This is a genomic window from Chitinimonas sp. BJB300, from assembly GCF_002735695.1.
GTDB lineage: Bacteria > Pseudomonadota > Gammaproteobacteria > Burkholderiales > Chitinimonadaceae > Chitinimonas.
Genome location: NZ_PDZH01000010.1, coordinates 15,374 through 29,519, shown reverse-complemented (window position 1 = coordinate 29,519; position 14,146 = coordinate 15,374). Strand labels below are relative to the sequence as shown.

The window sequence follows — 14,146 nt, the reverse complement described above, 5'->3', positions numbered from 1 at the left end:
CCCTGTAAGGTATGCAATAAGACATTGTTAGGTTCTAACCCGTGCGGTGTGAGGTGTGAGGTGTGAGGCGAAGCATGGCCCCATCTCACACCTCCCGCCTCACTCCTCACGGAGTAGTACATCATGAAACTTTGCGGCTTCGATATTGGCCTGGACAAACCTTTCTTCCTGATCGCAGGGCCGTGTGTCATCGAAGGTGAGCAATTCGCCATCGATACGGCCGGGGCATTGAAGGAAATCACCACAGAACTGGGCATTCCCTTCATCTACAAGTCGAGCTTTGACAAGGCGAATCGCTCCAGCGGAAAGTCTTTCCGTGGTACCGGCATGGATGAAGGTTTACGTATCCTGGCCAAGGTGCGCGAACAGATTGGCGTGCCGGTGTTGACGGATATCCACGAAATTGACCAGATCAAGCCGGTGTCGGCGGTGGTGGATGTCTTACAGACCCCCGCGTTCCTGTGCCGTCAGACGGATTTCATCCGTGCCTGTGCGCAAAGTGGCAAGCCGGTAAACATCAAAAAGGGCCAATTCCTTGCTCCCGGCGATATGAAGAATGTCATGGACAAGGCGCGTGAAGCCGCGCGCGATGCAGGGCTGCCGGAAGATAACTTCATGGCGTGCGAGCGCGGTGCCAGCTTTGGCTACAACAATCTGGTCTCAGATATGCGCAGCCTTGCCATCATGCGCGACACGGGGTGCCCCGTTGTGTTTGATGCGACGCATTCGGTGCAGTTGCCCGGTGGGCAGGGCGATAAGTCCGGCGGCCAGCGCGAGCATGTGCCGGTTTTGGCGCGCGCCGCTGTTGCTGTGGGCGTTGCGGGCCTGTTTATGGAAACGCACCCCAACCCGGCTGTGGCGATGTCGGATGGCCCCAATGCCTGGCCTTTGCCGCGTATGAAGGAATTGCTGGCCGTATTGAAAGCGCTGGATGGGTTGGTGAAACACCAGCCCCTGCACGAGAACACGCTGTAAAGCAGTTGTTTGAAGGTTGAACGCACTTGCCTACATATAGCGGGCGTGTTCAACATCACCTGATTCGAATCCTCCACATCGCTATCAAGGAAATATACCGATGAGCGCAATCGTAGAAGTCATCGCCCGCGAGATCCTCGACTCGCGTGGTAACCCGACTGTTGAAGCCGACGTGCTGCTGGAAAGTGGCGTGATGGGCCGTGCTGCCGTGCCAAGTGGCGCCTCCACCGGCGAGCGCGAAGCGCTGGAATTGCGCGATGGCGATAAAGCCCGTTATCTGGGCAAAGGTGTGTTGAAGGCTGTGGAGCACGTCAACACCGAAATCTGCGAAGCCATCATCGGTCTGGATGCATCCGAGCAGGCGTTTATCGACCGCACCATGCTGGAGCTTGACGGTACCGACGATAAAGGCCGCCTGGGCGCCAATGCCATCCTGGCGGTGTCGATGGCCGTAGCCAAGGCCGCAGCGGAGGAGGCGGGCCTGCCGCTATACCGATATATCGGCGGTTCGGGCCCAATGGCTTTGCCGGTACCGATGATGAATGTGATCAATGGTGGCGAGCATGCCAATAACAGCCTGGACTTCCAGGAGCTGATGATTGTGCCTGTTGGCGCACCCAGCTTCCGTGAAGCGCTACGCTACGGTGCTGAAATCTTTCACAATCTGAAGAAGATTCTGCACGACAAACACTTGCCTACCCAGGTTGGCGATGAGGGCGGCTTTGCACCCGACGTAGCGAATGCCGAAGCCGCGCTGGAACTTATCAAGGCAGCGGTGGAAAAGGCGGGTTACAGTTTTGGTGGCGACATCATGATCGCCCTTGATTGCGCCGCGTCCGAGTTTTACGACAAGGCTTCTGGCAAATATGTGTTCAAGAAGAGCGATAAGCGTGAGTTGACCTCCGCTCAGATGGTGGATTACCTCGCCAGCTTGGCTGATAACTACCCCATCATATCGATTGAAGACGGCATGGGTGAGCGTGACTGGGATGGTTGGAAGTTGTTGACCGACCGCCTGGGTGACCGGGTGCAACTGGTCGGTGACGACTTGTTTGTGACCAACACCAAAATCCTGGCCGAGGGCATCGAAAAGGGTATCTGTAATTCGATTCTGATCAAGGTAAACCAGATTGGATCGTTGACTGAAACACTGCAGGCTGTCGACCTCGCCAAGCGTAATCGGTACACCTCGGTGATGTCCCATCGTTCGGGCGAAACCGAAGACAGCACGATTGCCGACCTGGCAGTGGCCACCAACTGTATGCAGATCAAGACAGGCTCCCTGAGTCGTTCGGACCGTATGGCCAAGTACAACCAGCTGCTCCGTATCGAGGAGGAGCTGGGTGATGCGGCTTACTATCCTGGCCGTGCTGCCTTCTATCAGTTGAAGAAGTAAGTAGATTCTGTTTCAAGATGTAAAAAAGAAGGGGGCGCTGCTTTTTTGCCCCTATTCTTTTGCCCGTTTGGTCTGATCCCACCTACAATCGCGCCCATGCGTCTTCTTGCCCTCATTCTCGCTACCTGTGTTGTATTGCTTCAGTGGCCGCTCTGGATAGGCAAGGGCAGCTGGTTGAAGGTATGGCAGATCGAAAATCAACTCGGCGAGCAAAAAAAGCAGAATCAAAAGTTGGAAGCACGCAACAACGCGCTGGAAGCTGAAGTGCGAGATCTAAAAACAGGTACGGATGCCATTGAAGAAAGGGCGCGCAACGAGCTTGGCATGGTTCGGCAGGATGAGGTCTTTTTCCAGATTCTGGACCCGAAACCGTCGTCGATTGCGCCTAAACCACCGGTAGCGCCGCCCGAGCAACCTGCGCCTGACGCCATACCCTCAGCCCCGCTGAGTGATGACACCCAGCCAAATCCCACCGAGCCCCCGCCGCCAGAACCAATAGACCCTTGAGCCTAAATGGCAGTGTGGAGACTTGGCGGGTAGTTATTTGCCGCTTTGCTTGTAGTCGTTCGTTATTTTGTTTCGCAGATAGGCGGGTGGATTAAGGGTGTAAGAACCTGTCTAATGTCTGCTGCGCGTCGGCAATATGGCGTTGAAAACACCCTCGAAATGCTCATTTACCCTTTGTAAACTCCGCTTCCTCGGCTGTTTTCGCCTTATCTTGCCTTAGCTCGCGAGACTTTAGGCAGGTACTAAGCAGTTTCTTCCCGTTAAAATGGCCCCATGCCTGTATTTGACCCCAAGCCTATCCTAGCCAACCTGCCCAATCTGCCGGGCGTGTACCGCTTCCTCTCCACCAAGGAGGATGTGCTTTATGTGGGTAAGGCGATCGACCTCAAGCGGCGGGTATCCAGTTACTTCCAGAAGAATGACCAATCACCCCGCATCAAATTGATGCTGGGCCAAGTGGCGGATATTCAGACCACAGTGGTGCGCTCGGAAGCGGAAGCGTTGATTCTGGAAAACAACCTGATCAAAGCGCTGGCGCCGCGTTACAACATCCTGTTTCGCGATGACAAGAGCTACCCCTATTTGATGCTCAGCGGCCATCGCTACCCCCGTCTTGCGTACTACCGGGGCGCATTGGATAAACAGAATCAGTATTTTGGCCCCTTCCCCAATGGCTATGCGGCACGGGAAAGCATTCAGTTATTGCAGCGGGTATTCAAGTTGCGGACTTGTGAAGATTCGGTATTTGAACACCGTACCCGACCTTGCCTGTTGTTCCAGATCAAACGCTGTAGTGGTCCCTGTGTCGAGCAGATTCCTGCCGAGCAATATCAGCAGGATGTACTCAACGCCACGCAGTTCCTGCAAGGCAAGGCTAATGACTTGTTGACCGATCTGGACGCCAAGATGCGTATTGCTGCCGCCAGTTGGCAATTCGAAGAGGCTGCGGCCTATCGCGACCAGATACATGCCCTGGCTAAGGTTCAGGAGAAGCAGTTTGTCTCCAGCAACGCCAGTGAAACCGATGCCGATATCGTCGCCTGTGTGGTTGAGAATGGCTTGGTCTGTGTCAATCTGGTCATGATCCGTGGTGGGCGTCACGTTGGCGACAAGTCGCTCTTCCCTGCGCATGGCGAAGGTTACGATGCCCAAGGGGCATTGGAAGCCTTTCTGGTGCAGCACTATCTGGACCGCAATATTCCGCCGGTCATTGTTTGCAATAGCAGCAGTGATAACGTGACCTTGGACGAACTGCTCAGTGCCCAAGCCGGCCGCAAGATCTCCATTGTGTCCAATCCCATAACAGAACGACGGGTGTGGCTTGAAATGGCGTTGAAAAATGCCGTGCTCGCCATTCAGCAGCGGTTGTTGTCGGAATCAACCCAGCTGGGTCGGATAGAGGCGCTGCAAGTAGCGCTGCAACTGCCAGATACAGCTCAACGCATTGAATGCTTTGATATCAGCCACACAATGGGAGAGGCGACAGTGGCGTCCTGTGTGGTTTATGACAGGCTGGGTATGCAGCCCAAGGAATATCGGCATTACAATATTGCCGGGATAACGGCAGGCGATGACTATGCTGCCATGCGTCAGGTGCTGACCCGTCGCTATGGCAAGATTGCCCAGGGTGAAGGTATGGTCCCGGATGTGATTTTGATCGATGGCGGTAAAGGCCAGATTGGCGTGGCGGTGGAGGTCATTGAAGAGGTAGGGTTGCAGGGTGCGCTCTTGGTTGGGGTGGCAAAGGGTGAGTCGCGCAAGCCAGGGCTGGAACAGTTGATTGTTCCTTCGCGGAACCAGACGCTACAATTGCCGCGCGATTCAGCCGCCTTGCATCTGGTTCAGACCATCCGCGACGAAGCCCACCGTTTTGCCATCACCGGCCATCGTGCCAGACGTGGTAAAGCAAGGGTGGCGTCGAGCCTGGAAGAAATCGAAGGTATTGGCGCCAAGCGCAGGCAAAAGCTGCTAAGCCGTTTTGGTGGCCTGCAAGGTGTTAAGGCAGCGAGCGTGGAAGACCTTTGCCAAGTAGAGGGTATCAACCAAACGCTGGCTGAAAAAATCTATCAAGCATTACACTGAGGCTGTGCATCCAGCAATCTTGCCAGGACGTGGTGCCGTTTACATTTAAACAGGCTGCAACTGGAAGACCCCAACTCCTTTTGACTGGCGACATGCCCTTTAACCTTCCCAATCTGCTTACCTGGGCGAGAATCATGACGATTCCGCTCATTCTCGGTATTTACTACTTTCCCGATAGTTGGCTGCTGCCGGCGACCAAGAACATGGTCGGCGCGATTTTATTCATGCTTGCGGGCATTACCGATTGGTTTGATGGCTATCTGGCTCGCAAATGGAACCAGCTATCCGCTTTCGGCGCCTTTCTCGACCCGGTGGCCGACAAGCTGATGGTGGCGGCTGCGCTGATCCTGCTGGTGCAACTGGGCCGGGCAGAAGCATGGCTCGCAGCGATCATCATTGGTCGCGAGATCACCATTTCTGCATTACGTGAATGGATGGCGCAACTGGGGAACAGCAAGAGCGTGGCGGTATCGTTTGTCGGCAAGGTGAAAACGGCAGCGCAGATGGTGGCGATTACCGTGCTGCTGTTCCATGAAAACGTTATTCCCGGCGTCAACATGCAGTTGCTGGGCTCGCTTTGCCTCTTGATTGCCGCCGTGCTGACACTCTGGTCGATGGGCTATTACCTGCGCATGGCCTGGCCCCAATTAACCGGCCGCCAGTAAAGCCGGATCGGCTCCCGCCATCGGTTGCTAGCGTGCCTGAGCACGTGATAAGTTCGATCTCCCCGAACGCAACTAATTGGCTGTGGAGTAAACAATGGCGCAGACCCTCTATGACAAGCTCTGGCAGAGCCATGTGGTACACGAAGAAGCCGATGGTACCGCGCTACTGTATATTGACCGTCATCTGGTCCATGAAGTCACCAGTCCGCAGGCATTTGAAGGACTGAAACTGGCAGGGCGCAAGCCTTGGCGCATCTCTTCCATTGTGGCGACGGCAGACCACAACACCCCGACGGACCATTGGGACCAAGGCATCCAAGACCCAATCTCACGTCAACAGGTGGAAACGCTAGACGCCAATATCCGTGAAGTCGGGGCGTTGGCGTATTTTCCCTTTAAGGACAAAGGCCAGGGCATCGTCCATGTGGTTGGCCCTGAGCAAGGCGCAACGCTGCCGGGCATGACAGTGGTTTGCGGTGACAGTCACACTTCCACTCATGGGGCTTTTGCCTGTCTGGCGCATGGGATCGGCACATCGGAAGTGGAACATGTCCTGGCTACTCAGACGTTGGTCGCCAAAAAGTCCAAAGCCATGCTGGTCAGGGTAGAAGGTAAGTTGGGTCATGGCATTACCGCCAAGGATGTCGCGCTGGCTATCATCGGCAAGATTGGTACTGCCGGTGGGACGGGTTACGCGATTGAGTTTGGCGGCTCGGCGATTCGTAGCCTCAGTATGGAAGGCCGGATGACGATATGTAATATGGCGATCGAAGCGGGTGCGCGCGCCGGGATGGTGGCTGTAGACCAAAATACGATTGATTATCTGCACGGCCGCCCGTTTGCCCCCAAGGCTGTACACTGGGACCAAGCCGTGACTTATTGGCGCACTCTGGTTTCAGATGATGGGGCCCGGTTTGACGCTGTTGTTGAACTGGATGCCGCGAGTATCGCCCCGCAGGTGACTTGGGGTACCTCGCCCGAGATGGTGGTCACCATTGATGATCGCGTGCCTGACCCTGCGGCTGAGTTGGACCCCACCCGTAAGACAGGTATGGAGCGTGCGCTAAACTATATGGGGTTGGTAGCCAATACGCCCATAAACGAAATTGCAGTCGATAAAGTATTTATTGGTTCGTGTACCAATAGTCGTATTGAAGACCTCCGCGCGGCAGCCGCTATTACCAGGGGCCATAAGAAAGCTACCAATGTGAAGGCGGTGCTGGTCGTGCCGGGTTCTGGACTCGTCAAGCAGCAGGCGGAGGCCGAAGGGCTGGACAAGGTATTCATCGATGCCGGCTTCGAGTGGCGTGAGCCAGGTTGTTCGATGTGCTTGGCGATGAACGCCGACAGGCTTGAGCCGGGTGAGCGCTGTGCTTCGACCTCGAACCGAAATTTTGAAGGCCGGCAGGGGCAGGGTGGGCGTACGCATTTGGTAAGCCCCGAAATGGCGGCCGCGGCGGCTATCGCTGGCCACTTTGTCGACGTGCGTACGTTTGCCTGAATTCGGCTTTATAACGAAACCTGGGAGCGGATCAATTGAAACAATTGACGCTCTCAGCTCACTGCCTGCAAGACATTGCAGGGCATGGGCAAGGATATCAAAGCGGGTGGCGAAGTCATGAACGCGCTGCCGATAATGCTGGCAGTTGATTGCCGGCGGGTATAGAGAGACAAGCATGCAAGCATTCACTACTTTGAACGGCGTGGTATGCCCGTTGGACCGGGCCAATGTTGATACCGACGCCATCATTCCCAAGCAGTTTCTCAAGTCGATCAAGCGGTCGGGCTTTGGCCCCAATCTGTTCGATGAATGGCGCTATCTGGACCATGGCGAACCCGGCATGGATAACAGCAAGCGGCAGCTCAACCCGGAATTCGTGTTGAACTTTCCACGTTACAAGGGTGCCCAGATACTGTTGGCGCGGGAAAATTTCGGCTGCGGCAGCTCGCGGGAGCATGCACCCTGGGCGCTGGAGGACTACGGTTTCCGCGCCGTCATCGCGCCGTCGTTCGCCGATATCTTCTTCAACAATTGCTACAAGAATGGTGTGCTGCCGATTGTGCTGCCTGCCGAAACCGTTGAGCAGCTGTTTCAGGAAGCCCAGGCAAATGAGGGATATCGGCTGACGATTGATCTTGCGGCGCAAACTGTCACCACGCCCGCTAGCGTAAGCTTTGGTTTTGATATTACGGGTCATCGTAAGCACTGCCTGTTCAATGGTCTCGATGAAATTGGTCTGACGCTGAATCACGCAGACAAAATTAAAGCCTTCGAAGCCCAACGCCGTATCGAACAGCCCTGGCTGTACGCCTGATTGCGCCGCTATGCACGGATGGCTTACCTTTATCGCCCGGCTGCCTGTGCAGGTGCTCAGTCGACTACGGCAGCATGCCTGGTTGACGTTTGGTTTGATGGGGGTGTGCTTTCTTGGCTTTGGTATCTGTTCGTTGAACCTGATTATGTTGCTGCAAGCCAATCTGGACCTCTTTCTGGAATACGGCTGGCAGGTAGCGCAGGAGGGCGCGCTCAGACAGTTGCTTGAATTGCTGGTGCTCAGCTACGTTGCGCTGGCCTGTTGGGTGGGATTCAAATGCTGTGAAAAGCTGCTGGTGGATAGATTGACGCGTGACCCACGGAGAAATTGCGATGCTGGCTAGTACTCAGAGCGAATTGGAACAGATACGTATCGATTGTCAGGCGCTGGTGCGTAAACGGGCACGGCTGTCGGCCGGGGCGGCGATTATTCCGGTGCCGGGTATGGATATGCTGACCGATGTCATGGTCTTTTCTGAGTTGCTCGAAACCATCAGCGCCCGCTTTGGCCTTTCGCATACCCAGCTGGCAGAACTGGACCCCGCCAGCCGCCAGTATCTGTTGTTGCTTGCGGGGCGGGTGGGCAGTGACTTCATTGGGCGATTGATCAGCCGGCAGTTGTTGAGTCTGGTCTTACGCAAGTTGGGTACCCGGATGCTGGGTAAAACGGTGATCCGCTTTGTGCCGCTGGCGGGGCAAGCTGTCGCCGCCACACTGAGTTACCGGATGGTGGCCCGTCTTGGCGATAACCATATAGATGATTGTTATCGGGTTGCGCTTGCGCATACTGAGCAAGCTAAAGACTTAGCGACTATAGATGCCAAAGTAACCCGTATTAGACGTAAAGCTGAACCAAAATAATCAAGTGGCGTTTCTCATTTAATCATCAGAGGACTCGGTGGATATTTGCAGTGTGTTTCAGTAAGCCAATCTTGGATTGATTAATGCAGCCTGGACAACCTAACCTTGCAAAGGAGTAGATCATGAAGTCAATTGGTCGCGTTTCATTATGGGTGGGTTTGGCGGCTGTATTAATATCATCAAATGTTTTCGCACAACCTCCTTATAAGTTTGGTGATGCCACCCACCTTCTTGATGGTACCGGCTTGTATTATCAGTACCAGACCGGGGATGCGGCACATGTCACATTTGATAATGGATTAATGAGCTATGAATGGGTGGCCGGCGCGGGGAAAGGGCGGTCGGATAAAGACATCCCTTATAACTCCAGGCAGATTGAAGAAAATGTTTATCTCGTTCAGTGGGATCAGAAAGACCATCCGGATTTTATGACGCTCTATATCGACTTGAATAAAAGAATTATTTATTCGTCGGGTGTACGTCTTTATGGAACACCGACGCAATCGGCTGTTTTTGATGGAGGGATTATCCAGCACATTGAAACGGAAGAATAATATTTTGGTTTATGAAAAGATGGCTTTTTGTCGTTGCCATTGAAAGTGCGCCAAGTCAGTAGTTTAACGAGTTGTTCTAAATCGGAGCGTGTTGCTTACTTTTGATAAGCACGTCGAAAAGCTATAGACAGCAATCAATATCTCGTGTGCAAATTGAGCATCTGATTGTTAGAACCTGTCTAAAGTCTTGTGAGCTAAGGCAAGAGAAGGCGGAAACAGCCGAGGAAGCGGAGTTTACAAATGGTAAATGAGCATTCCGAGGGTGTTTTCAACGCCATATTGCCGACGCACAGTAGACTTTAGACAGGTTCTTAGGCAAGCCAGTGGCCTATGCGCTGCTGGCGGGTCAGGCCATCCTGACTGGATGCTGCCCACCTTGGTGGTACTGACATTGACGATTATGATCGGGTTGCCCTGGCTAATACAGCGCAGCCAAAGATATATAGAGAAGGATTACGCATGAAGATTGCCATTCTCCCCGGTGACGGTATCGGCCCGGAAATCGTTGCACAAGCCGGGCGTGTGCTCGATAAATTGAAAACCGAAGGCTTACCGGTGGAAACCACAACCGTGCCGCTGGGTGGCGCGGCCTATGACCAGTATGGCGATCCTTACCCTGCTGTCACGCGCGATGCGGTGCGTGCTGTCGATGCTATTTTGCTTGGCGCCGTTGGCGGGCCTCAATACGATGCCTTGCCGAGGGAAAAGCGTCCCGAGCGCGGCTTGTTGGCGATCCGTAAGGACTTAGGGCTCTTTGGCAACCTGCGCCCCGCCATCCTTTACCCGGAACTCGCCGGTGCTTCCACATTGAAGCCCGAGGTTGTCTCGGGGCTCGATATCATGATTGTTCGGGAGCTGACAGGGGATATCTATTTCGGCCAACCACGCGGCATCCATGTTAACGCCGAAGGCGAACGTGAGGGCTTCAACACCATGCGCTATAGCGAGTCGGAGATCCGCCGTATCGCCAAGGTGGCATTCGATATCGCAATGAAGCGTAACAAAAAGCTTTGCTCGGTTGATAAGGCTAATGTGTTGGAATGCACCGAGTTCTGGAAGGAAATCGTCACCGACGTTGCCAAGCAATACCCCGAGGTGGCGTTGAGCCATATGTATGTCGATAACGCTGCCATGCAGCTGGTGCGCAACCCCAAGCAGTTCGACGTTATTGTCACCGGGAATATCTTTGGCGATATCCTCAGCGACGAAGCCTCCATGTTGTCCGGTTCGATCGGCATGCTGCCCAGTGCGTCGCTTGATGCCCATAACAAAGGGTTGTACGAGCCCTGCCATGGCTCGGCACCCGATATCGCCGGCAAGAACTTGGCCAACCCGTTGGCAACCATACTGTCGCTGGCCATGATGATGCGCTACACCTTTGCGCGAGAGGACTTGGCGAAGCGTATCGAAGGCGCGGTGCAGACAGTGCTTCGCAAAGGCTATCGTACCGCCGACATTTACGAGCAAGGCACCGAAAAGGTCAGTTGTTCGGTCATGGGCGATGCGGTTGTTGCGGTACTTTAATGGCGGAGGATACGCTGAGATTACGTAGTGCAGTACCGGCGGATGCGGAAGCTTTTGCCCGTATTGCGGCAGATCGTTGGTTGGCTGTGCTGCGCATTGAATTGGGTGTATTCGTTGACAAAAAGGCAGCGTATCGTTTGTACCAGAAGTTTGGATTTGAAGAGGAAGGCATCCAGCGCGGTTTCGCGTTTCGGGATGGTTGTTATCAGGATGTACGCCTGATGGCACGACTTAACCCGTGCCTTCTTCAGCAGTAAGTTTTATTTATTTAGGAAGAACACATCATGTTGAAAGTTGGTTTGGTTGGTTGGCGTGGCATGGTTGGCTCGGTGCTGATGCAGCGTATGCGCGAAGAGAATGACTTCGCCCATATTGACCCGGTTTTCTTCACCACCTCGAATGTCGGTGGCCATGGCCCCGACGTGGGACGCGGCGTATCGGTGCTGAAGGATGCCAAATCCATCGTCGAGCTGAAGGCTATGGATATCATCATTACCTGCCAGGGCGGTGACTACACCACCGAAGTCCACCCACAACTGCTCGCTGCCGGCTGGAACGGGTACTGGATTGACGCGGCATCTACGCTGCGCATGGAAGACAACGCCGTCATCGTGCTCGACCCAGTCAACCTCGATGGCATCAAAGCTTCGATTGCCAAGGGTGGTAAGGATTTCATCGGTGGCAATTGCACCAATTCCATCCTGTTGATGGGTGTGGGCGGTTTGTTCAAAGCTGGCCTGGTTGAATGGGCGTCGTCGATGACGTACCAAGCGGCATCGGGTGGCGGGGCGCAGCATATGCGCGAACTGCTGACACAGATGGGCCAGCTGAATGGTTCGGTTGCCCACCTACTGGCCGACCCCGCTTCGGCGATTCTCGAAATCGACCGCCGTGTAGCCGAGACCATGCGGGATGACAAGCTCCCAACCGAACACTTCGGCGCACCGTTGGCCGGCAGCCTGATTCCGTGGATCGACAAGCAGCTCGATAACGGCCAGTCCAAGGAAGAATGGAAGGGCCAGGCTGAAGTTAACAAGATCCTGGGTAATACCAAAGCCATTCCGGTGGATGGTCTGTGTGTGCGCATCGGCGCTATGCGCTGCCACAGCCTCGCGTTGACCTTGAAGCTGAACAAGGACTTGCCATTGGCCGAAATCGAAAGGTTGATCAAAGGCACCAACCAGTGGGTGAAGTTCGTGCCGAATGACCGTGCGATTACGGTCAAGGAACTGACACCGACTGCTGTGACGGGCAAACTCGATATCGCCGTGGGCCGTGTCCGCAAGCTGAACATGGGTCCGGAATATGTGTCGGCCTTTGTCTGTGGTGACCAGCTCTTGTGGGGCGCGGCCGAACCCTTGCGCCGCACCCTGCGCATTTTGCTCGACAAGTAAGTAGAACAAAGCTTTACGGCCCGGCTTTATGGCCGGGCCGTTTGCATTCCTGGTGATACCTCATGCAGACCACGTTGCTAAGCAATGATGATTTCGAGTTGCGGCGCTTACGCGCATCCGATGCCGCCGCCCTATTCAACGCCATTGATGCTTCGCGGCCAGAAATCAGCCAATGGCAAAGCTGGTGTGGGCCGGACTACCAACTGGAGCATACCGCGCAATATGTCAGCGCTAGCGAGGTCAATTGGGATGCCGGCACCGAATACGCCTTTGTGGCCCAGTGCAAGCAGTCCAGACAGATACTGGCCATGGTCACCATCAACCATATCCGGCGCGACCATCAGTTCGGCAATCTGGGTTATTGGACTCGCTCCAGTCATGCCGGGCGGGGTATCGCCAGCCAAATAGCCCTTGCGGCAGCCCGTTTCGCCTTGCAAGTATTGGGCTTGGTGCGGGTTGAGATTATTGCCGAGGTAAAGCATCAGGCCAGCCAGCAGGTAGCGCGCAATATCGGCGCTGTTGAAGAGTGCATCGCAAGAAATCGTTTGCTCTATCGCGGTGAGCCGCGTGATGCGCTGCTGTTTTCCTTTATCGCTTCGGACTTGATGTAATTGCCTGCTACTGCACAGCTTGCTCAATCTTATCGGACATGCCCCGCTATAGAAGCCACCGCTCTCCAGCATCCCCGTACAGATTGTGACGATGCATGACCCATTCCCCATGCCCATGAAATACACCCGTTGGCGTGATTGGCTGCCTGATGCGGCAACGGTCAGTTGGCCGGAGCGTCTTCGTGCAGGCTTGGGCGGTGCATTGGCCATTCTGCTGGTCGGCCTTATTGCGTCCAGTGTCAGCGCAGGCTTCGGCTCGGTATTGATGACGGCCTCAATGGGCGCATCGGCGGTTATCGTGTTTGGCTTACCTACCAGCCCGCTGGGCCAGCCTTGGCCATTGCTGGGTGGCCACCTTAACTCTGCAGTTATCGGCGTGTTGTGTCAGCAGTTTATCCCTGAACCACATCTGGCAGCTGCGTTGGCAGTAGGCTTAGCAATCGTCGCCATGCTGGCTTGCCGCTGTGCCCACCCACCCGGTGGCGCAACGGCGCTGACGGCGGTGATTGGCGGCCCTGCGATTCACCAATTGGGGCTCGTATATCTACTCCATCCGATCTTGACCGGTGCGGTCGCCATCCTGGCGGTAGGGTTCGTAGTCAACAATCTGCTGCCGGGCCGGCAGTATCCGCTGCGCAAGCACCTGAACAGCAAGCATGGCGCAAAAGATCCCGAGCCGCTGGCGCGTGGCCCAGTGCAGGAGGCCGATATCACGCGCGCGGTGGCGGAGCTTGATCTGCTGGTGGACCTGACACCCGCCGAGCTGGCGCGACTCTACATTTCAGCCGAGCGCCATGCCGCCAGCCGGCTGGCCGGCAGTTTACGTTGTGGTGATATCGCCTCTCGCGATGTGTTGGTTCTATCGGCAGACCTAATGGCCGAGCATGCCTGGCGCTTGCTGCGTCAGCGTGAGATTAGCAGCGCGCCGGTAATGGATGGGCAAGGTAGGGTTATCGGCCTTTTCTCACCCGCCGCAATGTTGCAGGATGTACCGACCCTGACATTGGCACAGGATGCGCTGAGTCAACTGCAAGGGAAGCCGGTTACCGCCTTGATGCGCGCCAATCCGCCCCAAGTGGGCGTCAATACGCCGGTAACAGACCTGTTGACGCAAATGAGCGTCAGTGAAGAACACCTCACCCTCGTCTTGGACGAAGCGGGCGGCTTATATGGTCTGATCAGCCAGACCGACTTGATCGCCAGCCTGTTTCATCAACAGCTTTTTGCCACCCAAGCCGGCCCCGCCGGTTCGCAGACCTAGAC

15 protein-coding genes are annotated in these 14,146 nt (G+C 55.2%); all 15 read left to right on the top strand.

Features of this window, described 5'->3' with window-relative positions:
* Positions 1-123 precede the first annotated feature (123 nt).
* The 15 genes from kdsA to CSQ89_RS02940 all read left to right on the top strand — a co-directional run bounded on the left by kdsA (position 124) and on the right by CSQ89_RS02940 (position 14,144).
* The gene (gene kdsA, locus CSQ89_RS03010; RefSeq protein WP_099404712.1) at positions 124-975 is read left to right on the top strand and encodes a 3-deoxy-8-phosphooctulonate synthase; all 852 of its coding nucleotides are present in this window, start codon (positions 124-126) and stop codon (positions 973-975) included.
* 100 nt (positions 976-1,075) lie between these two features.
* Positions 1,076-2,371: a phosphopyruvate hydratase gene (gene eno / locus CSQ89_RS03005; RefSeq protein WP_099404711.1), complete on the top strand. Its 1,296-nt coding sequence runs from the start codon at positions 1,076-1,078 to the stop codon at positions 2,369-2,371.
* A gap of 96 nt (positions 2,372-2,467) precedes the next feature.
* Entirely contained in the window at positions 2,468-2,878 is a 411-nt protein-coding gene (ftsB, locus tag CSQ89_RS03000; RefSeq protein ID WP_099404710.1) for a cell division protein FtsB, read from the top strand.
* A 273-nt stretch (positions 2,879-3,151) separates the two neighbouring features.
* Positions 3,152-4,960, top strand: coding sequence for an excinuclease ABC subunit UvrC (gene uvrC, locus CSQ89_RS02995; protein WP_099404709.1), 1,809 nt, complete (start codon positions 3,152-3,154; stop codon positions 4,958-4,960).
* Between the two features lie 92 nt (positions 4,961-5,052).
* Positions 5,053-5,625, top strand: a complete 573-nt coding sequence (pgsA, locus tag CSQ89_RS02990; RefSeq protein WP_099404708.1) for a CDP-diacylglycerol--glycerol-3-phosphate 3-phosphatidyltransferase — start codon at positions 5,053-5,055, stop codon at positions 5,623-5,625.
* Positions 5,626-5,719: 94 nt separating this feature from the next.
* A complete protein-coding gene (gene leuC / locus CSQ89_RS02985) occupies positions 5,720-7,126 on the top strand; it encodes a 3-isopropylmalate dehydratase large subunit (protein WP_099404707.1) in 1,407 nt (468 codons plus the stop codon).
* 175 nt (positions 7,127-7,301) lie between these two features.
* Positions 7,302-7,940: a 3-isopropylmalate dehydratase small subunit gene (gene leuD, locus CSQ89_RS02980; protein WP_099404706.1), complete on the top strand. Its 639-nt coding sequence runs from the start codon at positions 7,302-7,304 to the stop codon at positions 7,938-7,940.
* A 10-nt stretch (positions 7,941-7,950) separates the two neighbouring features.
* On the top strand, positions 7,951-8,283 hold the full coding sequence (locus CSQ89_RS02975; RefSeq protein WP_099404705.1) for a hypothetical protein: 333 nt from the start codon (positions 7,951-7,953) through the stop codon (positions 8,281-8,283).
* On the top strand, positions 8,273-8,800 hold the full coding sequence (locus tag CSQ89_RS02970) for a hypothetical protein (RefSeq protein ID WP_099404704.1): 528 nt from the start codon (positions 8,273-8,275) through the stop codon (positions 8,798-8,800). The genes CSQ89_RS02975 and CSQ89_RS02970 overlap by 11 nt, the downstream gene beginning before the upstream one ends.
* Positions 8,801-8,922: 122 nt before the next feature.
* A complete protein-coding gene (locus tag CSQ89_RS02965) occupies positions 8,923-9,354 on the top strand; it encodes a MoaF-related domain-containing protein (RefSeq protein WP_099404703.1) in 432 nt (143 codons plus the stop codon).
* Between the two features lie 459 nt (positions 9,355-9,813).
* The gene (leuB, locus tag CSQ89_RS02960) at positions 9,814-10,878 is read left to right on the top strand and encodes a 3-isopropylmalate dehydrogenase (protein WP_099404702.1); all 1,065 of its coding nucleotides are present in this window, start codon (positions 9,814-9,816) and stop codon (positions 10,876-10,878) included.
* Positions 10,878-11,135 carry a hypothetical protein gene (locus tag CSQ89_RS02955; RefSeq protein ID WP_199065174.1) on the top strand — a complete coding sequence of 86 codons (258 nt, stop codon included), beginning with the start codon at positions 10,878-10,880 and terminating at the stop codon, positions 11,133-11,135. Before leuB ends, CSQ89_RS02955 begins: the two co-directional genes overlap by 1 nt.
* Before the next feature lie 27 nt (positions 11,136-11,162).
* Entirely contained in the window at positions 11,163-12,272 is a 1,110-nt protein-coding gene (gene asd / locus CSQ89_RS02950) for an aspartate-semialdehyde dehydrogenase (protein WP_099404701.1), read from the top strand.
* A gap of 62 nt (positions 12,273-12,334) precedes the next feature.
* A complete protein-coding gene (locus tag CSQ89_RS02945) occupies positions 12,335-12,883 on the top strand; it encodes a GNAT family N-acetyltransferase (RefSeq protein ID WP_099404700.1) in 549 nt (182 codons plus the stop codon).
* 91 nt (positions 12,884-12,974) lie between these two features.
* Positions 12,975-14,144, top strand: a complete 1,170-nt coding sequence (locus CSQ89_RS02940; protein ID WP_099404699.1) for an HPP family protein — start codon at positions 12,975-12,977, stop codon at positions 14,142-14,144.
* The last annotated feature ends 2 nt before the right edge of the window (positions 14,145-14,146 follow it).